Below are 20,922 nucleotides of genomic sequence, written 5' to 3' on the forward strand. Positions count from 1 at the left end.
CTGGAAGGGAGGGTTATTTAATGGTTCGCAATCCTTCACTCGATAACGAAAGTTTATCTGACGGTTTAGTCAATAAATTATTGAGCGACTGGTCAAACTTTTGCAAGGCGCGAACTTGAATGCTCTGCTGTTCATTGATGTCGGCAACTATCTCGGCGGTAGGTTTAAAATCCGCCCACACCGGACTCAGGCTTTTTGCCTCATGGCCTTGAGCGGTTCCGATGTAATTGAGCCTGGCATCATAGAAAGCCGCCGAGACGTCGGCCTGCACATTGGAACTGCGCGAGGTGATGAGCTGACTATGGGTATCGATGACCGCCACGACATCCGGTTTCGCGGCTTTAAGACTTTGCATGTCCGGATAAACCGTTACCGAGCCGAACTGCCGTTGCAGGGAGGCCTTGATCCAATTCACCGCCATGTCCGGTTGGGAGGTGGAAACATAGGCGTCGTGGATCGGCTGCACCAGCAGGCTCTGGCCAAAACCGGTGCCGGCGTTGGCCTGGTAGTCCTTGAGGTAGGCACGGCTGTTCTGGGTGTTCTGACTGTAGACAATGCCCAGTGACACGTTCGGACCGTTGGTGACATGGGTGGTGCTGGAGTGCACGAGTGGTGCAGTGAAGTAATTGCTCAGCGCGGCTTGCTCTTCTGGAGCGGTGGGCACCGAACAGCCGGTTAATAAGGCAGTGAGGCTGATGCTGGTGACCAGGACTATGTTCATGGTGTGTCTCCAGTGAAACACATTCAATCGGGAAGTTTAACGGGTCGAACAGTGTCGACGTAGTTCCAGACTAAACCTGTTGGCGGGAAATTAAATAGCCAATAGTTCCACTGGTCGGAGGGCTGATTTATTAGGGATTTAAAAGTGCGTAGTTGATTTCCCAAGGAAATAAACAGGGCCCGAATATAGAGTTCAGGCCCTGTTACTTATGGCTGGACGCGCGGGTATTAGTTTTTCAATAGCGTCAGTAGTGCATCGTGTCGACGCGTTAAACGATGGGGAAACAGTTGAAGTCGACGCTGCTGGCCAGTCGGCTGTCGATCAGGCTGATGAAGCCTTGAACTTGCGGGCAGTAGAAGTGTGATTGCATGGCGGTTTCGGACTGCCAGCGGGCACTGACCGTCCATCGATTGTCATCCTCCGGACAGCGGTCGACCATGTAGGAATCGCAGCCTGGGAGCTCACGCAATGTTTCGACGATCTTCTGCAATTGCTTGCCCAGTTCATCCGAGCGGCCAGCGGCGGCCTGTACCTGGACCGTATTGATTATTTCGTTGGGCATCGCACACGCTCCTGTATCAAGCCGGACGAGGCTCGCTCAAGGTGGGATAACGCATGTGCAGGATAGGCCTGTGGCTGGTAGCGGCCAACAGCCAATTGGCAGTAAAAGTGCCATACCAATAGACCTCAACAGACTTGCTGCAAAATGTCCCGCAGGCGGTCAAGGGCACTATCGATGTCCAGGGTTTCGATGGAGCCGAAGCCCATGAACAGCCCGGCCCGTGGCGGTTGCTGATAGTAAAAACCGCTCAGGCCATACAGCCCGACGTCGAGTTTTTTCGCCAATGTGATGACCAACGGGACATCCACCTCGACTTTGCACAGCAAGGCCATGTGAAAGCCGGCAGTGGTTGGCACCGCTTCGAGCCAGGGCGAAAGGTCCCCGGCGACGCGTGCGAGGATTCGCTCGCGCCGCCCGGCATAGACCGTATGGCAGCGGCGGATGTGTTTCAGCAGACAGCCTTCGGCGATGAACTTGGCCAAGGCCCATTGCGGCAGGGTCGAGGTGTGCAGGTCGGTCAGTTGCTTGGCGCGGATCACCGCGTCGAGAATGGCCGGCGGCAGAATCGCGTAACCCAGGCGCAATTCTGGCAGCAGGGTTTTCGAAAAGGTCCCGACGTAGGCGACGATCCCGCGCTCATCCATGCTTTGCAGGGAGTCGGTGGGTCGGCCCGCGTAGCGGAACTCACTGTCGTAGTCGTCCTCGATAATGATCGCGCCCAGCTCATGTGCCCTTGCCAGCAAGGCTTCGCGCCGTGCCTGGCTCATCGGCATGCCGAGCGGGAACTGGTGAGAGGGTGTGACATAGATCAGCCGGGTTCCATCGGGAATCAGCTCGACTTGAATGCCTTGCTCATCCACCGGCACCCCGATCACTTCGGCGCCGTGAGAGGCGAACAACAGGCGTGCCGGCGGGTAGCCGGGATCTTCCATCGCGACGAGGCTACCGGGCTCGGTCAGTACGCGGGAGATCAGGTCCAGCGCTTGCTGCGCGCCGTTGCACACCACCACGTCGTCGTCCTGGCAATTGACCCCGCGAGAAAAGGCGATATGCCGGGCGATCGCGTTGCGCAGCGTCGGCAGGCCTTCCGGCTCGCTGTAAAAACCCTTGGAGCCAGCAATCTGCCGCAGCGCATGGGCGGTGCAGCGGCGCCAGTCATCCTGAGGAAACAGGCCCTTGCTGGTGGCACCGCCGATGAACTCGTAACGTAGCGAACCTTCCTGGGTGGGGTGGCGCAAGAACCACGGCATGTTGCGCCAACGCTCGAGGATGTCGGCGCTCGCCAGTTCGCAATGGCTCTGTTTGCGGACGATTGCCGAGGGGCGGGGATTGACGTAGGTGCCTTTGCCGATCCTCCCGGTGAGGAAGTTCTCGTAGGTCAACTGCGCGTAGGTGTCGGAAATGGTCTTGCGTGAGATGCCCAATTGCTCGGCGAGCAAGCGGCTCGGCGGTAGCTGTGTCCCGGCGGCCAGGCGACCCGACTCGATGGCGCTACGCAGTTGCTGATACAGCTGACCTGCGAGGTCCTTGCGGCCGTTGATCACAACATGAAGTTCCATACCCGCGAGGCTCCTGCGGCAGTTGGTGTTTCGGGTTGACGTGTGTGACATCAGATTACCCGTATTGCGGTGTCGGGAAGAAGTTGCAGCGCATCCATATTCGCGCCTCGTCGCGCTATGGCTGTCGTCATCCGGGTGATGATCCGTTTAGACTCGATGGCCATGCCACTTTCAAGGAGGAATCACCATGTCAGCCATCGATCCAGTGATCAGCATTGAGCGTATGAGCGAAGCCCACATCGAGGGCATCACCGCGCTTTACAACGATCCGGCGGTTGCCCGCCAGGTGCTGCAAATGCCGTTTCAGTCCACTGAAGTCTGGCGCAAGCGCCTGGCGCCGGAGAACGAGCGAGTGGTGCAACTGGTGGCGTTGCATCAGGGCCAGGTGATCGGCAACATCGGCCTGGAGCAGGTTTCGCGGATTCGTCGCAGTCATTGCGCCAACATCGGCATGGGCGTGGCGGTCGCGTGGCAAGGCAAGGGCGTTGGCTCGCGGCTGCTCGCGGCGGTGCTCGACCTTGCCGACAACTGGATGAACGTGCAGCGGGTCGAACTCTCGGTGTATGCGGATAACGAAGCGGCGATCGGGCTGTATCGCAAGTTTGGTTTCGACACAGAAGGCTTGTTTCGCGAGTATGCAGTGCGCGATGGGGTGCTGGTGGATGCCCTGAGCATGGCGCGCTTGCGCCGTCTGCTCAAGGCGCGCTGAGTCAGCCGCCGAGGGCGAACGCCAGCGCAGCTTGCGCATACCGTTCGGCGGCATCCGGGACCAATACGCTCCTGTTGATGACTGAGTGCAGCCTACAATGTCCGCGATCCGGCAGCGGAGTAAACCCTTGGCGCGGCGCTGAAGTGTCAGCAAGGTGTGCATGCCCGGTTTTAGTCGTACGCCGGCAGCGTGCATCTGCCATGCTCAAAGTCCGCAGTACTGCTTCAACCAAAGGAACACAGCAATGGATGACGTACAGCAACTGGGTGAGATGCTTCGCCACTACGCAGAAAGCGAAGCGCACAAGAAGCAGCTGTTTGAAACCCAATCGGCAGTCTGGGCAACACGAATTGGCGAGTTGTTCGGGCAGATCGAGCAGTGGCTGGCCCCGGTCAAGGCCCCGCATTTGCTGGAGGTGAGCCGCGAAGCCTATGTGGCGTTCGGGGCGAACGTGCCGGTCGAAAGCTCGACCTTCAAGACCGAAAAACTGAGCATTCTGATTGCCGGCAAACCGGTGGAAATCGTCCCGGAAGTGATGGGTGCCGGTGGGCTGATTACACTGGCGGTCATGGGCTTGACCGCTGCGCGTTACGGCAGCGTGTCGCTGGTGTGCCAACCCCCTTCGACTGACTGGCAGTGGCGCAAGACCAATGGCCTGAAAGACCCGGACACCTTTGCCTTCGACGCGAATTTCCTGGCGCAGCAGTTGCAGAGCCTGATACCGCGCGATCGGGGTTGAGTCGAGTTCTGGCAGGTGTGAACTTTTGTGGCGAGGGGGCTTGCCCCCGTTGGAGCGCGAAGCGGTCCAAAAGTCGATGATCGTATTGTGTCAGGGAAAATGCATCTGCCGGTTTTACGACTGCTTCGCAGCCGAACGGGGCGGTGCGGCGTTCCGGCAAGCCCCCTCGCCACAGGGGGTGTGGTTTGACTTCAAACCTCCAGATTCCCCCAACCCGGCCTGGCTTCTTCGGGTGCAACGGCTTTCACAGTCTTGCCCGTCGCCAACTCCACCCGCCGTGCCACTTCCGGGTCATCGGCAAACGGCATCAGACTGGCATCTTCCAGGCTTTCGGCCGACTGATGCTTCAAGCAATACTCCACCGATAAATACAGGCACGCCACGCCCAACAGATCCAACATGACTTCGATCATGGCAAACATTCCCTGAGGTGAGAGACGCAAGCCGGTGGGCTTGCGTCATGGGCCGGATCAAGCGATCTGCGCTTCTTGCTCAGCGATTTTCAGGTCGGCGACCCGCACGGTGCGCCAGGTGTTGTAAGCCATCAGCAGCATGCCGCTGAGGAAGAACACGCCGCCGACGAAACGCACAATGAAGCCAGGATGGCTGGCCACCAGGGTTTCGACGAAGGAATAGGTCAGCGTGCCATCGTCGTTGATGGCGCGCCACATCAGGCCCTGGGTGATGCCGTTGACCCACATCGAGGCGATGTACAGCACGGTGCCGATGGTTGCGAGCCAGAAGTGCGTGTTGATCAGACTGATGCTGTACATCTGCTCGCGGCCAAAGACTTTCGGGATCATGTGGTACAGCGAACCGAAGGTGATCATCGCCACCCAGCCCAAGGCGCCGGCGTGTACGTGGCCGATGGTCCAGTCGGTGTAGTGGGAGAGGGCGTTGACGGTTTTGATCGCCATCATCGGCCCTTCGAACGTCGACATGCCGTAGAACGCCAGCGACAGCACCAAGAACCGCAGAATCGGGTCGGTGCGCAACTTATGCCAGGCGCCCGAGAGCGTCATCATCCCGTTGATCATCCCGCCCCAGCTCGGCGCCAGCAGGATCAGCGACATCGCCATGCCCAGCGATTGCGCCCAGTCCGGCAGTGCGGTGTAGTGCAAGTGGTGTGGGCCGGCCCAGATGTACAGGGTGATCAGCGCCCAGAAATGCACGATCGACAACCGATAGGAATACACCGGCCGGCCGACCTGTTTCGGCACGAAGTAATACATCATCCCGAGGAAGCCGGTAGTCAGGAAGAAGCCCACTGCGTTGTGCCCATACCACCACTGCACCATCGCATCGGTGGCCCCGGAATACACCGGATAGGACTTGAACCAGTCCACCGGAATCGACAGGTGATTAACCACGTGCAGCATGGCGATCACCACAATGAACGCTCCGAAGAACCAGTTGCCGACGTAGATGTGCTTGGTCTTGCGCTGCACCACTGTGGTGAAGAACACAATGGCGTAGGCGACCCAGACCACCGTCATCCACACCGCGCCGGAGAACTCGATCTCGGCGTATTCCTTGGTGGTGGTGTAGCCCAGGGGGAGGGTGATCAGCATGCTGACGATCACCGATTGCCAGCCCCAGAAGGTGAAGGCGGCGAGTTTGTCGCTGTACAGTCGCACCTGGCAGGTGCGCTGAACCGCGTAGTAGCTGGCGGCAAATTGTGCGCTGCCGGCAAAACCGAAAATCACCAGGCTGGTGTGCAGCGGGCGCAAGCGACCAAAGGTGGTCCAGGGCAAATCGAGGTTCGCCTCCGGCCACACCAGTTGCGAGGCGATCCACACGCCCATCGCCATCCCGATAACACCCCATACCACTGTTGCCACGACGAATTGGCGGACGACCTTGTAGTTATAGGCCTGTCCGATTGCTGCTGTGCTCATGGTCAATGCTTCCACGGTTGCAAAGTCTTGCCAGGCCACCCGGTCTGGCATGCGGTCAACTGTAGAAACCCTGGTCGAAACAAAACAGACTCAGAAAAACTGCATTAATGCGGATCAGATGTAAGGCCTGCCTGCGGTGATCTGCCGCGCCCTGATATGGTTTTTTAGTCTTTAGCTGAATCTGTAACCACCTGAGCCGCTACTGCATAGTCACTCCCCCAGAAACGAGCCGCAGAGCCCGATCAACCCTGATGAGGTAGCGACATGTATCAGTACGATGACTATGACCGGGCCCTGGTCTTTGAACGGGTTGCGCAGTTCCGCGATCAGGTCGAGCGGTTCATGGCTGGAGCCTTGAGTGAGGAAGAGTTTTTGCCGTTGCGCCTGCAGAACGGCCTGTACATGCAAAAGCACGCCTACATGCTGCGGGTGGCCATTCCTTACGGCACCCTGAGCGCCCGGCAGATGCGTACGCTGGCGAGCATCGCCCGGGATTACGATCGGGGTTACGGGCACTTCACCACCCGACAAAACATGCAATTCAACTGGATCGAACTGGCCCAGGTGCCGGACATCCTCGAGCGCCTGGCCCAGGTCGAAATGCATGCGATCCAGACCTCCGGCAACTGCGTGCGCAACATCACCACCGAAGCCTTTGCCGGGGTGGCGGCCGATGAGCTGATCGATCCGCGGCCCTTGGCGGAAATCCTCCGGCAGTGGTCGACCATCAACCCCGAATTCCTGTTTTTGCCACGTAAATTCAAGATCGCCATCTGCTCGGCGGAACAGGACCGTGCGGCGATCATGATGCATGACATCGGTCTCTACCTTTACCGCGACGCGGCAGGGCAGATGCTGCTGCGGGTGATCGTTGGCGGCGGTCTGGGGCGCACACCGATCCTCGGTTTGCAGATCCGTGAAGGATTGCCGTGGCAGCATTTGCTGTCCTACGTCGAGGCGGTGTTGCGGGTCTACAACCGCCATGGTCGACGTGACAACAAGTACAAGGCGCGGATCAAGATTCTGGTCAAGGCGCTGGGCATCGAGGCCTTCGCCCAGGAAGTCGAACAGGAGTGGCAACACCTCAAGGACGGCCCGGCGCAGTTGACCGACGTCGAATACCAGCGCGTCGCCAGCGCGTTCGTGCCGCCCACCTATGCGCCACTGGCCGACACCGACCTGGACTTCGGTACTCGCCTGACCGAGAACCCGGCATTCGCGCGTTGGGTTGCGCGTAACGTGCAGCCGCACAAAGTACCTGGCTACACCAGCGTGGTGCTGTCGACCAAACCTGGCATGGCCTCGCCACCCGGTGATGTCACCGATGCGCAGATGGACGCGGTGGCCGACTGGTCCGAGCAGTTCGGTTTCGGCGAAATCCGCATTGCCCATGAACAGAACATTGTCCTGCCGGACGTGCCCAAGTCTGACCTGTACGCGTTGTGGTGCCTGGCCTGCGAGCATGGACTGGGCTGCGCCAATATCGGTTTGCTGACGGACATCATTGCCTGCCCCGGCGGCGATTTCTGCGCGCTGGCCAATGCCAAATCGATCCCCATCGCCCAAGCGATTCAGGCACGTTTCGATGACCTGGATTACCTTCACGACCTGGGTGACATCAGCCTCAACATTTCTGGCTGCATGAATGCCTGTGGTCATCACCACATCGGCAATATCGGCATTCTCGGCGTCGATAAGAATGGCAGCGAGTGGTACCAGATCACCCTCGGTGGATCACAGGGCAAGAACAGCGCGTTGGGCAAGGTCATCGGTCCGTCGTTCAGCGCCGCCGAAGTACCGCAAGTGATCGAGCGGATCATCGCGACCTTTGTCCGTTACCGCGAGAGCGAAGAACTGTTTGTCGACACCTTGCAGCGCATCGGTCTGGAGCCGTTCAAGGAGCGCGTTTATCCCAAGAGCCTGGAGGTCGTTGCATGAATAATCTGCTGCGGTTGGAAGATGGTGCTGCGCTTAAGGTCGACGACGATCCGTGGACCCTGGTCAGGGACCTGGAAAGCCAACTGCCAGCGGGGCCGCTGATTTTGCCGCTGGCTCTGTGGCTGACCCGCCGTACTGAACATCATCCGTCACGAGACGCGGTGTGGTTGGGGCCGGATGACGAGGTCGACAGTCTCAAGCCGTGGCTCAAGCTGATACCCATGATCGCGCTGGAGTTTCCAAGTTTTCGCGATGGTCGGGCTTACAGCCAGGCTTACCTGTTGCGCACGCGTTTGGGCTGGGCGGGGGAGTTGCGGGCGATTGGCGATGTGCTGCGCGACCAGCTCAGCCATATGCGCCAATGCGGTTTCGATGCGTTCGCGGTGCGTGAAGACAAATGCGCTGAAGATGCCCTGAAGGGGCTGGTGGGGATGAGCGTGCATTACGGTCGCTCGGTGATCGAGCCACGACCGTTGTTTCGCCGGCGCTGATCAATACGTTCAACAGATCCGGGTATGTGTGCACCCACGGTCGCGGGGGTGCACACGGTTTGCGTATCACTTCAACTTACGGGTTGATCGGCGTCAGCGGCGGCAGTTTCCATTGACCGTTGCCGACCTGAGGCTGGGGCAGGTACAGGCGCAACACCGCGTAGAACGGACCGTGCGGCGCCGGCAGCCAGTTACTGCGCTGATCCTTGAGCGGCTCGGAGTGCTGCAGGTAAAGCGTCAGTCCGCCGTCCGGGTCGCGCTTGAAGGTGGACAGCATGCGCGAGTTGAGCAGGTAGCGTTTCTTGTGGTTGGGTACCAGCAGCTTGGTCTTGCCGTCGTACATGGTCAGTGACCAGAACGCGTCGGCTGGCGGTAACTGATCCTTGTCAAAGTGCACGGTGTAGCTGTGTCTCGCGCCGTTGGCCGGTTTGCCCAGGCTGTCGACCAGATAACTGAACTTGGCTGCTTCATCGGCCGAGTTGCCAAAGATCCCCAGGTTGGCGCCGGCGTAGCGGTACAGATAATTGTTGTTCAAGTGGTCGCGGGTGCCGAACAAGTCACCGTTGTTGACCTGATGGGTATCGATCTTGTCTTTCTTGAACGCCGCGTACTCGGCCTTGGCATCGGCAATCCCGTCGTCGAGGGCTTTGCGCTGTTCGGCGGTGAGGGTTTTGAGGTCGTACGGCTGGCCGGCAACAATGCCGATTTTCGCGAAGCGTGTCAGTTGGTCTTTTTCAACGTCTTGCGCCGGAGCGAAGCCGAGCATGAAGTTCAGGTAGCGGAACAGCTCCGGGCTGTCGCTCATGGTCGGAGTTGGCTTTGGCCAGTCGATTTTTGGTGCAGCAGCCGGTGCCGGTTGCCCCAGGTACTGGCTCAACGTCTGAACCTTGTAGCCGTGCTGGATTTTCTTGACCTTCTCCAGGTCCTTTTCATCAAACAACTGCGTGCGGTACAGCGCATAGGCAATATTGGTTTCGCTACGTACCAGGCGATCGATCTTCAGCGGTTGCTGACCTTGCCAATTGGGACCGGCAATCATGAAGGTCCCGCCCTTGTTGCCCGTGCTGCGGGTGCCCAGGTAAGCAAAGTTCTGGGTGTAGAGGTCGACCAGTTGTACCGAGTAGTAACGCTCTTCGGCGATCTGCGGCAGGGTCACAACCACAGGCTCGGCGCGCAGGTCCATCCAGAGAAATGAGCTGGGAGTGTCCGGGTTTGGGCTAACGAACGCGGTGTCCTTGGGGGTGAACGCTCTTGCCGTATTGCTGATATGGTTGAGCGGTGCCTTGAAGTTCGGACCGTTCTTGTCCACCGCCTGGGTGTACAGGGTCTTGTACATCTCAACCACCGGGAAGCCGTAGAGATACGCGTCTTTGGCGATCCCCCGGGCTTCTTCGGGGCTGGCGCTGAAATCTGCCCAGGCGCTTGCGCTCAGTAGCAAAGAGAGGCCGGCGAGCAACAGGCGGGTCGGTTTTTCGATGGTCATTGCACAGTCCTATGGATAAGCGCGATTCAGGTGTCATTGCACGGGCGTAATGTCGTCGAGTTTGCGGTTTTTGTCGAAACAAGTTTCCGTTACCGAACAAAGGTGCACGTCATTGCGGGTCGTTACCTGGTCACTTTGTACATAAAGTCCCCTAAATTTCGTGCGCCAAAATAATAAGCCTATTCACAGGCTTGCATGTGAAAAGCGCTGTAATACGGTAAATGTCGAGTGCTAACCTGCCGGCATTCGTGCTCAAGGAAGGACACTGTCAATGCCTGTTCTGGAACTCTCCACGCTGATCAGAGGACAAACACCCGCACAGGTTCTCGATTTTTGCCTTGAAGGTAGCAATTTCCCGAAAATCTTCCCGGAACGGGTGACGCCATTAGGCAACATCGACGTGAATGACTTGCGCATTGCTGCCGGTCGCGAGTTCAGTTTTCGTCACTGGATGTTCGGCTGTATTCCGGCGACCTGGACCGTGACGATTCGCGAGGTCAGCGACAGCCATTTCATCGACGAAATGCTCAAGGGACCGATGGCGGCGTTTCGTCATGAGCACCGGGTCACGGCGGCGGAGGGGGGGACGCTGTACACCGATCGCGTCACCTATGCGGCCATTGGCGGTGCACTTTTCGAGTGGTTGATGGTCAATGCCTACATGCGGCGGATTTTCGAGGCGCGGCACCGCAATATGCTTCGTTTGCTGGGCTGAATCGCGCGCCCGTAGGAGCAAGGCTTGCCCGCGAAGAACGATAACGCGGTGAGGCTGTTGCACCGCAGTGTTCCAATCGCGGGCAAGCCTCGCTCCTGCAGAAATCGGCATATCTCCAATGTACGCAACGACCTATCACAATTTGCATCTGGCCATAGGTCGTCGGACAATTTCGTGGTTAACTTCGACCTCTTCGATATTTTCCAAACAACGTTCAGAAGGACTCCGTTCATGGCTCAAGTCACCCTCAAAGGCAATCCGGTTCAAGTCAACGGCCAACTGCCACAAGCCGGTTCCAAGGCGCCAGCCTTTTCCCTGGTTGCCGGCAATCTGTCCGACGTGACCCTGGCAAGCTTCGCCGGCAAGCGCAAAGTGCTGAACATCTTCCCAAGCATCGACACTCCGACCTGCGCCACGTCGGTACGCAAGTTCAACGCTCAGGCCAACGACGTGGCCAACACCGTTGTCCTGTGCATCTCGGCTGACCTGCCGTTCGCCCAGGCACGTTTCTGCGGCGCTGAAGGCCTGGAAAACGTCCAGAACCTGTCGACCCTGCGCGGCCGTGAGTTCATCGAAAACTATGGCGTTGCCATTGCCGACGGCCCGCTCAAAGGCCTGACCGCCCGCGCCGTGGTGGTACTCGATGAAAACGACACTGTGCTGCACAGCGAACTGGTTAAAGAAATCGCTGAAGAGCCAAACTACGAAGCGGCGTTGGCCGTTTTGAAGTAACCGCATTTTACAATTATTAACGGCCTGGCTCTGTCCAGGCCGTTTTCATTTGTGCTTCAGTGCCTTAGCAAAAAATCGCAAAAGCAGGCTGAAGGTAAATTGCCGGTAAAGGCGCTTTGCTTCAATGCCGTCAGTGCTTATCGTTCACTCTCCCGTATAAAGATGCCCACACGCGCCCAATGGTTGATCATTCCATGCAATCCTCTGCTTCCCGTCATCCCCGTCGCTGGCTATTTGGCCTGCTGGTCCTGTTGGTCATTGCCGGCCTGTGCTGGAAGTTCTGGCCAGGCGGTACGGCTCACAAAGACGCCCCAGTAGCTAAAGCGGCGGCGGGGCATGTCGGCAAGTCTGGCGGGATGCGTCCGGGTTTTGGTGGCGCCACAGGACCGGTCCCGGTTCGGGTCGCGCCTGCTGTCGTGGGTGATTTCCCGCTCTATTACAAAGCGCTGGGCACGGTCACTGCGCTGAACACCATCAATGTGCGCAGCCGTGTGGGCGGTGAACTGGTGAAGATTGCGTTTGAAGAAGGGCAAATGGTCAAGGCAGGCGATCTGCTCGCCGAGATCGACCCGCGCCCTTACCAGAACGCCTTGCTGCAAGCCGAAGGCACGTTGCTGCAGAACCAGGCACAGTTGAAAAACGCGCAGGTGGATCTGGAACGCTATCGCGGTTTGTATGCGCAAGACAGTATCGCCAAACAGACCCTCGACACCGCAGCTGCGCTGGTGGGGCAGTACCAGGGCACGGTCAAGACCAATCAGGCGGCGGTCAACGACGCCAAACTCAATCTGGAATTCACCAAGATCCGTGCGCCGATTACCGGGCGTGTCGGTCTGCGGCAGCTGGACGTTGGCAACCTGGTGTCCGCCAATGACACCACGTCCCTGGCGGTCATTACCCAGACCCAGCCGATCAGCGTGGTCTTTACCTTACCGGAAAACACGCTCGATACCGTGCTGACCCGCTACCACTCCGGTGCCAAACTGCCGGCTGAAGCCTGGGATCGTGGCGATACCAAAATGCAGGCCAGCGGCGTCTTGCAAAGCCTCGACAACCAGATCGACACCACCACCGGCACACTGAAGTTCAAGGCACGCTACGACAATCGCGATCTGGCACTGTTCCCGAATCAGTTCGTCAACGTCCGACTGCTGGCCGACACCCTCAAGGGCGTGGTGCTGGTGCCTTCGGCAGCCGTTCAGTTTGGCACCAACGGCACCTTTGCCTATGTCCTGGACGGTGACAAGAAAGTCACCATTCGCCCGTTGAAGATCGGTGCCAGCGATGGTGACAACACGGTGATCCAGGAAGGCTTGAAAGCCGGTGATCGCGTGGTTCTGGAAGGCACTGACCGCCTCAAGGAGGGCAGTGAAGTCGAGGTGGTCAACGACAGCAGTAATGTCGCCCCCGCGACCCCGACCCCGACCGAAAGCCAGGACCCATCGACCAACGCCACGACTGATCCGAAAGCCACCGGCAAGGCGCACAAGGGTCGCGCATGAACATCTCGCGGCTGTTTATCCTTCGCCCGGTAGCCACCACCCTGAGCATGCTGGCCATCGTTTTGGCCGGCATGATTGCCTACAAGTTGCTGCCGGTCTCGGCATTGCCTCAGGTCGACTACCCGACCATTCGGGTCATGACCCTGTACCCGGGCGCCAGTCCGGATGTAATGACCAGTGCGGTGACTGCGCCACTCGAGCGCCAGTTCGGGCAAATGCCCGGCCTGACCCAAATGGCCTCGACCAGTTCCGGCGGCGCCTCGGTGCTGACCCTGCGCTTCAGCCTCGACATCAACATGGACGTCGCCGAGCAGCAGGTGCAGGCGGCGATCAACGCGGCGACCAATCTGTTGCCCAAGGACTTGCCGGCACCGCCGGTGTACAACAAGGTCAACCCGGCGGACACCCCGGTGCTGACCCTGGCAATCACCTCCAAAACCATGCTGCTGCCCAAACTCAATGATTTGGTCGACACGCGCATGGCGCAGAAAATCGCCCAGATCAGTGGCGTCGGCATGGTCAGCATCGCCGGCGGCCAGCGTCAGGCCGTGCGGATCAAGGTCAACCCGGAAGCCCTGGCGGCCAACGGCTTGAACCTGTCGGACGTACGCACCTTGATCGGCGCGTCCAACGTCAACCAGCCCAAAGGCAACTTCGACGGCCCGACCCGGGTCTCGATGCTCGATGCCAACGATCAGTTGACCTCGCCCAAGGACTACGCCGAACTGATTCTGGCCTACAAGAACGGCGCGCCGTTGCGACTCAAGGACGTCGCGCAGATTGTCGATGGCGCCGAAAACGAACGCCTCGCCGCGTGGGCCAATGAAAACCAGGCCGTGCTGCTGAATATCCAGCGCCAGCCGGGTGCCAACGTGATCGAGGTGGTCGACCGGATCAAGGCCCTGTTGCCGAGCATCACCGACAACCTGCCGGCTGGCCTCGACGTTACCGTGCTGACCGACCGCACCCAGACCATCCGCGCGTCCGTCACCGACGTGCAGCATGAGCTGTTGATCGCTATCGCCCTGGTGGTGATGGTGACGTTCCTGTTCTTGCGCCGGGCCAGCGCCACGATCATTCCGTCGATTGCCGTGCCGTTGTCGTTGATCGGCACCTTTGGCGTGATGTACCTGGCCGGTTTTTCGGTCAACAACCTGACCTTGATGGCGTTGACCATTGCCACCGGTTTTGTGGTGGACGACGCGATCGTCATGCTGGAAAACATTTCGCGCTTCATCGAGGAGGGCGACAGCCCGTTGCAGGCGGCGCTCAAGGGCGCCAAGCAGATCGGTTTCACCCTGATATCGCTGACCTTGTCGCTGATTGCGGTATTGATTCCACTGTTGTTCATGGCCGATGTAGTGGGGCGGCTGTTCCGCGAGTTTGCGATTACCCTGGCGGTGGCGATCCTGATTTCCCTGGTGGTTTCCCTGACCCTGACGCCAATGATGTGCGCGCGGTTGCTCAAGCGTGAACCCAAGCCAGAAGAACAGGGCCGCTTCTACCGGGCCAGCGGTGCGTGGATCGACTGGCTGATCGCCGCCTACGGGCGCAAGTTGCAGTGGGTGCTCAAGCATCAGCCGCTGACCTTGCTGGTGGCCGTCGCTACCCTGGGCCTGACGGTGTTCCTGTACATCGTGGTACCCAAGGGCTTTTTCCCGGTGCAGGACACCGGGGTAATCCAGGGTATTTCCGAGGCGCCGCAGTCGATTTCCTTCGCCGCCATGAGCCAGCGCCAGCAGGAGCTGGCCAAGGTCATCCTGGCCGATCCGGCGGTGCAAAGCCTGTCGTCCTATATCGGAGTCGACGGCGACAACGCGACCCTGAACAGCGGGCGCTTGCTGATCAATCTCAAGCCGCACAAAGAGCGTGATCTGAGCGCGGCCCAGGTGATCAGCCGGTTGCAGCTGCAGCTGGACAAACTGGTGGGCATTCGTCTGTTCATGCAGCCGGTGCAGGACCTGACCATCGAAGACCGGGTCAGCCGCACACAGTACCAATTCAGCATGTCGTCGCCGGATGCCGAGATGCTCAGCCTGTGGAGCGGGCGACTGGTCGAGGCGCTGCGCAAGCAACCCGAGCTGACTGACGTTGCCAGTGACTTGCAGGACAAGGGCTTGCAGGTCTATCTGGTGATCGACCGTGACGCGGCTTCGCGAATCGGCGTTTCGGTGTCGAACATCACCGACGCGCTGTACGACGCTTTTGGCCAGCGCCAGATCTCGACCATTTACACCCAGGCCAGCCAATACCGCGTGGTGATGCAGGCACAGGACGGCGAAAAGATCGGCCCGCAGGCGCTGGAGCAGATTCACGTCAAGACCACCAATGGCGGCCAGGTGCGGCTGTCCAGCCTGGCCCACGTCGAAGAGCGCCAGGCGCAATTGGCGATTGCGCACATTGGCCAGTTCCCGGCAGTGATGATGTCCTTCAACCTCGCGCCCGGCGTGGCGTTGGGGCAGGCCGTCGAGCTGATCAACAAGGTGCAGCAGGACATCGGCATGCCGCTTGGCGTGCAGACTCAGTTCCAGGGTGCGGCCCAAGCGTTCGAAGCCTCGCTGTCGAGTACCTTGCTGCTGATTCTGGCGGCGGTGGTGACCATGTACATCGTGCTCGGCGTGCTGTACGAGAGCTACATTCACCCGATCACCATTCTCTCGACGCTGCCATCGGCGGCGGTCGGCGCATTGCTGGCGTTGATTCTCAGCGGCAACGACCTGGGCATGATCGCGATCATCGGCATCATCTTGCTGATCGGCATCGTCAAGAAGAACGCGATTATGATGATCGACTTCGCCCTCGACGCCGAGCGTAATCAGGGCATGGACCCGGCTACCGCGATTTATCAGGCGGCGCTGCTGCGTTTCCGGCCAATCCTGATGACCACCCTGGCCGCGTTGTTTGGCGCGGTGCCGTTGATGCTCGCCACCGGTTCAGGTGCTGAACTGCGCCAGCCATTGGGTCTGGTGATGGTCGGTGGCCTGCTGGTGAGCCAGGTGCTGACGCTGTTTACCACGCCGGTGATCTATCTGTACTTCGACCGCCTCGGTCGGCGCTGGCGACGTGCGCCTGAGCGCCTGGAGCCGGTAGAGCAGCCATGAACCTGTCCGGACCTTTCATTCGCCGGCCGGTAGCGACGATGCTGCTGAGCCTGGCGATCATGTTGCTGGGCGGTGTGAGTTTCGGCTTGCTGCCGGTGTCGCCGCTGCCGCAGATGGATTTCCCGGTGATCGTGGTGTCGGCGAGCCTGCCGGGCGCAAGCCCCGAGGTCATGGCCTCCACCGTGGCGACGCCGCTGGAGCGATCCTTCGGCGCCATCGCCGGGGTCAACACCATGAGCAGCCGATCCAGCCAGGGTTCGACCCGGGTGATCCTGCAATTTGACATGGACCGCGACATCAATGGCGCGGCGCGAGAAGTGCAAGCGGCGATCAACGCCTCGCGCAACCTGCTGCCCAGCGGTATGCGCAGCATGCCGACCTACAAGAAGGTCAACCCGTCCCAGGCGCCGATCATGGTGCTGTCGCTGACCTCGGACGTACTGGAAAAAGGTCAGCTTTATGACCTGGCCTCGACCATTCTTTCGCAAAGCCTGTCTCAAGTGCCCGGTGTCGGCGAGGTGCAGATTGGCGGCAGTTCGTTGCCGGCAGTGCGCATCGAGCTTGAACCGCAACTGCTGAACCAGTACGGCGTGGCGCTGGATGATGTACGCAACACCATTGCCAACGCCAACGTGCGCCGGCCCAAGGGTTCGATCGAAGACGACCAGCGGATGTGGCAGGTCCAGGCCAACGACCAGTTGGAGAAGGCCAAGGATTATGAACCGCTGATCATTCGCTACCAGAATGGCTCGGCGTTGCGCCTGGGTGATGTGGCCAAGGTTCGCGACAGCGTCGAAGACCGCTACAACAGCGGTTTCTTCAACGATGACGCGGCGGTGCTGTTGGTGATCAACCGTCAGGCCGGCGCCAACATCATTAAAACGGTCAACGATATCAAGGCGCAGTTGCCGGCGTTGCAGGCGGTGTTGCCGGCCAGCGTCAAGCTGAACCTGGCGATGGACCGTTCACCGGTGATCAAGGCGACCCTGCACGAAGCGGAAATGACCCTGCTGATTGCCGTGGCGCTGGTGATTCTGGTGGTGTACCTGTTCCTCGGTAACTTCCGCGCGTCGTTGATCCCGACGCTGGCGGTGCCGGTGTCGTTGGTCGGTACGTTCGCGGTGATGTACCTCTATGGCTTTTCGCTGAACAACCTGTCGCTGATGGCGCTGATTCTGGCCACGGGGCTGGTGGTGGACGATGCTATCGTGGTGCTCGAAAACATTTCGCGGCACATCGACGAAGGGATCGCGCCGATGAAGGCGGCGTACCTGGGCGCCAAGGAAGTCGGTTTTACCTTGCTGTCGATGAACGTTTCGCTGGTGGCGGTGTTCCTGTCGATTCTGTTCATGGGCGGGATCATCGAGAGCCTGTTCCGCGAGTTTTCGATTACCCTCGCGGCGTCCATTGTGGTGTCGCTGGTGGTCTCCCTGACCCTGACGCCGATGCTCTGTGCCCGCTGGCTGAAACCCCACACACCCGGCGAGGAAAACCGTTTGCAGCGTGCCAGCCGGCGCGCCAACGACTGGATGGTCAAGCACTATGCCAGCGGCCTGGATTGGGTGCTGCGTCACAAGCGGCTGACGCTGCTCAGCCTGTTTGTCACCATTGGCGTCAATATCGCCTTGTATGTGGTGGTGCCCAAGACCTTCCTGCCGCAGCAGGACACCGGTCAACTGATCGGTTTTGTCCGCGGCGACAATGGCCTGTCGTTCAACGTCATGCAGCCGAAAATGGAAACCTTCCGCCGCGCGGTGTTGAAAGACGCGGCGGTGGAAAGTGTCGCCGGTTTTATCGGCGGGACCAACGGCACCAATAACGCTTTCATGCTGGTACGCCTGAAGCCGATCAAGGAACGCAATATTTCTGCGCAGAAGGTCATCGAACGCCTGCGCAAGGAAATGCCCAAGGTCGCCGGTGCCCAATTGATGTTGATGGCCGACCAGGACTTGCAGTTTGGCGGTGGCCGCGAGCAGACCACCTCGCAATACACCTACATCCTGCAAAGCGGCGATTTATCGGCGTTGCGCGAGTGGTATCCAAAGGTCGTCACCGCACTCAAGGCATTGCCTGAACTGACGGCCATCGACGCCCGCGAAGGGCGAGGTGCCGCGCAGGTGACACTGGTGGTCGATCGTGATCAGGCCAAACGCCTGGGGGTCGACATGTCGATGGTCACCGCCGTGCTGAACAACGCCTATAGCCAGCGCCAGATATCGACCATTTACGACAGTCTCAACCAGTATCAGGTGGTGATGGAGGTCAATCCGAAATACGCCCAGGACCCGATCACCCTCAATCAGGTCCAGGTGATTACCGCTGCCGGCGCGCGCATTCCGTTGTCGGCGATTGCCCACTATGAAAACAGCCTGGAAAACGACCGGGTCAGCCATGAAGGGCAGTTCGCTTCCGAAAGCATTTCTTTTGATATGGCCGAAGGCGTCACCGTTGAACAAGGCTCGGCCGCCATCGAACGGGCGATTGCCAAGCTGGGGTTGCCGGAAGAAGTGATCGCCAAGATGGCCGGCACTGCCGACGCTTTCGCGGCGACCCAGAAGAGTCAGCCGTGGATGATTCTCGGTGCGCTGGTGGCGGTGTATCTGGTGTTGGGCGTGCTGTACGAAAGTTACGTGCACCCGCTGACGATCCTCTCGACATTACCTTCGGCAGGGGTCGGTGCGTTGCTGTCGATCTATGTGCTGGGCGGCGAGTTCAGCCTGATTTCGCTGCTCGGGCTGTTTTTGCTGATCGGCGTGGTGAAGAAAAACGCCATTCTGATGATCGACCTCGCGCTACAGCTTGAACGCCATCAGGGCATGGAACCGCTGGAGTCGATTCGCAGTGCGTGTCTGTTGCGTCTGCGGCCGATTCTGATGACCACCCTGGCGGCGATTCTGGGCGCCTTGCCGTTGTTGCTCAGCACCGCCGAGGGCGCGGAAATGCGCCAGCCACTGGGCCTGACCATTATCGGCGGGTTGATTTTCAGCCAGGTGCTGACGCTTTTTACCACCCCGGTGGTTTACCTCTATCTCGACCGTTTGCGCCATCGGGTCAACCGCTGGCGTGGGGTTCGTACCGATGCTTCTCTGGAAACTCCGCTATGACTGACCGTTGCCCACTCAACCTCGACGCACCGATGGCCCGGCGCCTGGTATCGGCCCGCGGTTCGCGTTTACTGAGTCTTTCGCTCAGCGTCTTGATGCTCAGTGCCTGCGCCATCGGCCCGGACTATCAGCGCCCGACAGTGGCCGAGCCGGCACAGTACAAGCAGGCAGACGGCTGGCGTCAGGCGACACCGAGTGACTCATTGGCGCGTGGCGCCTGGTGGGAACTGTACGGTGATCAGCAGCTCAACGGGCTGGTCGAAAAACTCAACAGTGCCAACCAGACCGTTGCCCAGTCCGAAGCCCAGTACCGTCAGGCTCAGGCGTTGGTACGCAGTGCCCGAGGTGCGTTTTTTCCGACGGTTGATCTGAGCGCCGGGAAAACCCGTTCGAGTCAAGGCACCGGTAGCAGCAGTTCGAGCCTGAGCAGTACCAACAGTGGTATCCGCGACACCTATAACACTCAGCTTGGGGTGAGTTGGGAAGCGGACGTCTGGGGCAAATTGCGTCGCGGCCTGGAAGCCGACAAGGCCAGTGCCCAAGCGAGTTTTGCCGACCTGGCCGCGATGCGCCTGAGCCAGCAATCGGAGCTGGTGCAGAACTACCTGCAATTGCGAGTGATCGACCAGCAAAAGCGCCTGCTGCAAGCCACGGTCGAGAATTATCAGCGCTCGCTGCAAATGACCGAAAATCAGTACCGCGCGGGAGTGTCCGGCAAGGACGCGGTGGCCCAGGCGCAAACCCAACTGAAAAGCACACAGGCCGACATGGTCGACCTGATCTGGCAGCGTGCGCAGTTCGAGAACGCGATTGCGGTGCTGATCGGCTTGCCGCCGGCTGACTTCAACCTGGCAGAAACCCAGAACATTCCAGCATTGCCGCAGGTTCCGCTGAGCCTGCCCTCGCAACTGCTGGAGCGACGCCCGGACATTGCCTCCGCCGAGCGTTCGGTGATTGCCGCCAACGCCAACATCGGCGTGGCCAAGGCAGCCTACTACCCGGACCTGACCTTGAGCATGAGTGGCGGCTACAGCAGTAGCACTTACTCTAACCTGATCAGCTTGCCGAACCGTTTCTGGTCGGTAGGGCCGAAACTCGCCATGACCTTGTTCGATGGCGGCCAACGCTCGGCGGAAGTCGACCGAACCGAGGCGGCCTATGACCAGACCGTGGCCAAGTATCGGCAAACCGTGCTCGACGGGTTCCGCGAAGTCGAAAACTACCTGGTGCAGCTCAAGGTCATGGAAGACGAAGCAGCGGTGCGCCAGGAAGCGCTGGATGCGGCCCGCGAGTCGTTGCGCCTGACCCTGAACCAGTACAAGGCCGGGTTGATCGCCTACCTTGATGTGGTGGTGGTCCAGGCCACAGCGCTGAGCAACGAGCGTAGCGTGCTGACCTTGCAGCAAAGCCGGCTGATTGCCAGTGTGAACTTGATCGCCGCGTTGGGCGGTGGCTGGGATGGTCAGACCCAGATCAGCGAAAAAAACTAGGGTAGAGCGCTTCTGTGGCGAGGGAGCAAGCTCCCTCGCCACAAATTGCAGTCAGCCTTACGCTCTGTAAGGGCATGTCCTGCCTTGTTTCAGACTGTCCGTCGCGCTAATGGCCTTTTGGTTACTTTGTGAGTGCGTTCGTTGATGGAATCAGTACAATCGCGCACTTTGCCCCAAC

The 20,922-nt window shown here is 59.6% G+C and carries 16 protein-coding genes; 10 read left to right on the forward strand and 6 right to left on the reverse strand.

Features of this window, described 5'->3' with window-relative positions; genetic code table 11:
* Positions 1-13: 13 nt before the first annotated feature.
* From AC1RJ3_RS26310 to pdxR, 3 genes are all read right to left on the reverse strand, one after another.
* Positions 14-721 carry an ATPase gene (locus AC1RJ3_RS26310; RefSeq protein WP_493081343.1) on the reverse strand — a complete coding sequence of 236 codons (708 nt, stop codon included), beginning with the start codon at positions 719-721 and terminating at the stop codon, positions 14-16.
* 268 nt (positions 722-989) lie between these two features.
* Positions 990-1,283, reverse strand: a complete 294-nt coding sequence (locus AC1RJ3_RS26315; protein WP_216742248.1) for an antibiotic biosynthesis monooxygenase family protein — start codon at positions 1,281-1,283, stop codon at positions 990-992.
* Between the two features lie 125 nt (positions 1,284-1,408).
* Entirely contained in the window at positions 1,409-2,842 is a 1,434-nt protein-coding gene (pdxR, locus tag AC1RJ3_RS26320) for a MocR-like pyridoxine biosynthesis transcription factor PdxR (RefSeq protein ID WP_493081345.1), read from the reverse strand.
* 187 nt (positions 2,843-3,029) lie between these two features.
* On the opposite strand from pdxR, the gene AC1RJ3_RS26325 reads away from it, so the two are divergent.
* On the forward strand, positions 3,030-3,551 hold the full coding sequence (locus AC1RJ3_RS26325; RefSeq protein ID WP_493081347.1) for a GNAT family N-acetyltransferase: 522 nt from the start codon (positions 3,030-3,032) through the stop codon (positions 3,549-3,551).
* A gap of 244 nt (positions 3,552-3,795) precedes the next feature.
* A complete protein-coding gene (locus tag AC1RJ3_RS26330) occupies positions 3,796-4,290 on the forward strand; it encodes a hypothetical protein (protein ID WP_054597012.1) in 495 nt (164 codons plus the stop codon).
* A 191-nt stretch (positions 4,291-4,481) separates the two neighbouring features.
* On the opposite strand, the gene AC1RJ3_RS26335 is transcribed toward AC1RJ3_RS26330, so the two are convergent.
* Both AC1RJ3_RS26335 and ccoN read right to left on the reverse strand, forming a co-directional pair.
* A complete protein-coding gene (locus tag AC1RJ3_RS26335; protein WP_347929811.1) occupies positions 4,482-4,703 on the reverse strand; it encodes a cbb3-type cytochrome c oxidase subunit 3 in 222 nt (73 codons plus the stop codon).
* 57 nt (positions 4,704-4,760) lie between these two features.
* Positions 4,761-6,188 carry a cytochrome-c oxidase, cbb3-type subunit I gene (gene ccoN, locus AC1RJ3_RS26340; protein ID WP_103319758.1) on the reverse strand — a complete coding sequence of 476 codons (1,428 nt, stop codon included), beginning with the start codon at positions 6,186-6,188 and terminating at the stop codon, positions 4,761-4,763.
* Between the two features lie 264 nt (positions 6,189-6,452).
* Here ccoN and AC1RJ3_RS26345 point away from each other — a divergent pair, with 264 nt between their 5' ends.
* Complete coding sequence (locus AC1RJ3_RS26345; RefSeq protein WP_347929812.1) at positions 6,453-8,126, forward strand: nitrite/sulfite reductase; 1,674 nt, start codon at positions 6,453-6,455, stop codon at positions 8,124-8,126.
* Positions 8,123-8,617 carry a DUF934 domain-containing protein gene (locus AC1RJ3_RS26350; protein WP_054597015.1) on the forward strand — a complete coding sequence of 165 codons (495 nt, stop codon included), beginning with the start codon at positions 8,123-8,125 and terminating at the stop codon, positions 8,615-8,617. The genes AC1RJ3_RS26345 and AC1RJ3_RS26350 overlap by 4 nt, the downstream gene beginning before the upstream one ends.
* Before the next feature lie 76 nt (positions 8,618-8,693).
* On the opposite strand, the gene AC1RJ3_RS26355 is transcribed toward AC1RJ3_RS26350, so the two are convergent.
* Positions 8,694-10,100 (reverse strand): DUF1254 domain-containing protein, encoded by a 1,407-nt coding sequence (locus AC1RJ3_RS26355; protein WP_493081351.1) that lies wholly within the window; start codon positions 10,098-10,100, stop codon positions 8,694-8,696.
* Between the two features lie 271 nt (positions 10,101-10,371).
* On the opposite strand from AC1RJ3_RS26355, the gene AC1RJ3_RS26360 reads away from it, so the two are divergent.
* The 6 genes from AC1RJ3_RS26360 (at position 10,372) to AC1RJ3_RS26385 (ending at position 20,744) form a co-directional block, all read left to right on the forward strand.
* Positions 10,372-10,815, forward strand: a complete 444-nt coding sequence (locus tag AC1RJ3_RS26360) for an SRPBCC family protein (RefSeq protein WP_493081353.1) — start codon at positions 10,372-10,374, stop codon at positions 10,813-10,815.
* A 231-nt stretch (positions 10,816-11,046) separates the two neighbouring features.
* Complete coding sequence (gene tpx, locus AC1RJ3_RS26365) at positions 11,047-11,547, forward strand: thiol peroxidase (protein WP_019690760.1); 501 nt, start codon at positions 11,047-11,049, stop codon at positions 11,545-11,547.
* Positions 11,548-11,726: 179 nt separating this feature from the next.
* Positions 11,727-13,049, forward strand: a complete 1,323-nt coding sequence (locus AC1RJ3_RS26370) for an MdtA/MuxA family multidrug efflux RND transporter periplasmic adaptor subunit (RefSeq protein ID WP_493081355.1) — start codon at positions 11,727-11,729, stop codon at positions 13,047-13,049.
* Positions 13,046-16,150, forward strand: a complete 3,105-nt coding sequence (locus AC1RJ3_RS26375; RefSeq protein ID WP_493081357.1) for an MdtB/MuxB family multidrug efflux RND transporter permease subunit — start codon at positions 13,046-13,048, stop codon at positions 16,148-16,150. Before AC1RJ3_RS26370 ends, AC1RJ3_RS26375 begins: the two co-directional genes overlap by 4 nt.
* The gene (locus AC1RJ3_RS26380; protein WP_477772024.1) at positions 16,147-19,254 is read left to right on the forward strand and encodes an efflux RND transporter permease subunit; all 3,108 of its coding nucleotides are present in this window, start codon (positions 16,147-16,149) and stop codon (positions 19,252-19,254) included. The genes AC1RJ3_RS26375 and AC1RJ3_RS26380 overlap by 4 nt, the downstream gene beginning before the upstream one ends.
* The gene (locus tag AC1RJ3_RS26385; RefSeq protein ID WP_054597021.1) at positions 19,251-20,744 is read left to right on the forward strand and encodes an efflux transporter outer membrane subunit; all 1,494 of its coding nucleotides are present in this window, start codon (positions 19,251-19,253) and stop codon (positions 20,742-20,744) included. The genes AC1RJ3_RS26380 and AC1RJ3_RS26385 overlap by 4 nt, the downstream gene beginning before the upstream one ends.
* Positions 20,745-20,922 lie beyond the last annotated feature (178 nt).

The sequence above is a fragment of the Pseudomonas sp. GW822-FHT04C11 genome (genome assembly GCF_058800905.1).

Excerpts from the sequence above, each read along its gene's own strand:
- AC1RJ3_RS26310 (WP_493081343.1), bottom strand. The coding sequence starts at position 721 with ATGAACATAGTCCTGGTCACCAGCATCAGCCTCACTGCCTTATTAACC.
- AC1RJ3_RS26315 (WP_216742248.1), bottom strand. The coding sequence starts at position 1,283 with ATGCCCAACGAAATAATCAATACGGTCCAGGTACAGGCCGCCGCTGGC.
- pdxR (WP_493081345.1), bottom strand. The coding sequence starts at position 2,842 with ATGGAACTTCATGTTGTGATCAACGGCCGCAAGGACCTCGCAGGTCAG.
- AC1RJ3_RS26325 (WP_493081347.1), top strand. The coding sequence starts at position 3,030 with ATGTCAGCCATCGATCCAGTGATCAGCATTGAGCGTATGAGCGAAGCC.
- AC1RJ3_RS26330 (WP_054597012.1), top strand. The coding sequence starts at position 3,796 with ATGGATGACGTACAGCAACTGGGTGAGATGCTTCGCCACTACGCAGAA.
- AC1RJ3_RS26335 (WP_347929811.1), bottom strand. The coding sequence starts at position 4,703 with ATGATCGAAGTCATGTTGGATCTGTTGGGCGTGGCGTGCCTGTATTTA.
- ccoN (WP_103319758.1), bottom strand. The coding sequence starts at position 6,188 with ATGAGCACAGCAGCAATCGGACAGGCCTATAACTACAAGGTCGTCCGC.
- AC1RJ3_RS26345 (WP_347929812.1), top strand. The coding sequence starts at position 6,453 with ATGTATCAGTACGATGACTATGACCGGGCCCTGGTCTTTGAACGGGTT.
- AC1RJ3_RS26350 (WP_054597015.1), top strand. The coding sequence starts at position 8,123 with ATGAATAATCTGCTGCGGTTGGAAGATGGTGCTGCGCTTAAGGTCGAC.
- AC1RJ3_RS26355 (WP_493081351.1), bottom strand. The coding sequence starts at position 10,100 with ATGACCATCGAAAAACCGACCCGCCTGTTGCTCGCCGGCCTCTCTTTG.
- AC1RJ3_RS26360 (WP_493081353.1), top strand. The coding sequence starts at position 10,372 with ATGCCTGTTCTGGAACTCTCCACGCTGATCAGAGGACAAACACCCGCA.
- tpx (WP_019690760.1), top strand. The coding sequence starts at position 11,047 with ATGGCTCAAGTCACCCTCAAAGGCAATCCGGTTCAAGTCAACGGCCAA.
- AC1RJ3_RS26370 (WP_493081355.1), top strand. The coding sequence starts at position 11,727 with ATGGTTGATCATTCCATGCAATCCTCTGCTTCCCGTCATCCCCGTCGC.
- AC1RJ3_RS26375 (WP_493081357.1), top strand. The coding sequence starts at position 13,046 with ATGAACATCTCGCGGCTGTTTATCCTTCGCCCGGTAGCCACCACCCTG.
- AC1RJ3_RS26380 (WP_477772024.1), top strand. The coding sequence starts at position 16,147 with ATGAACCTGTCCGGACCTTTCATTCGCCGGCCGGTAGCGACGATGCTG.
- AC1RJ3_RS26385 (WP_054597021.1), top strand. The coding sequence starts at position 19,251 with ATGACTGACCGTTGCCCACTCAACCTCGACGCACCGATGGCCCGGCGC.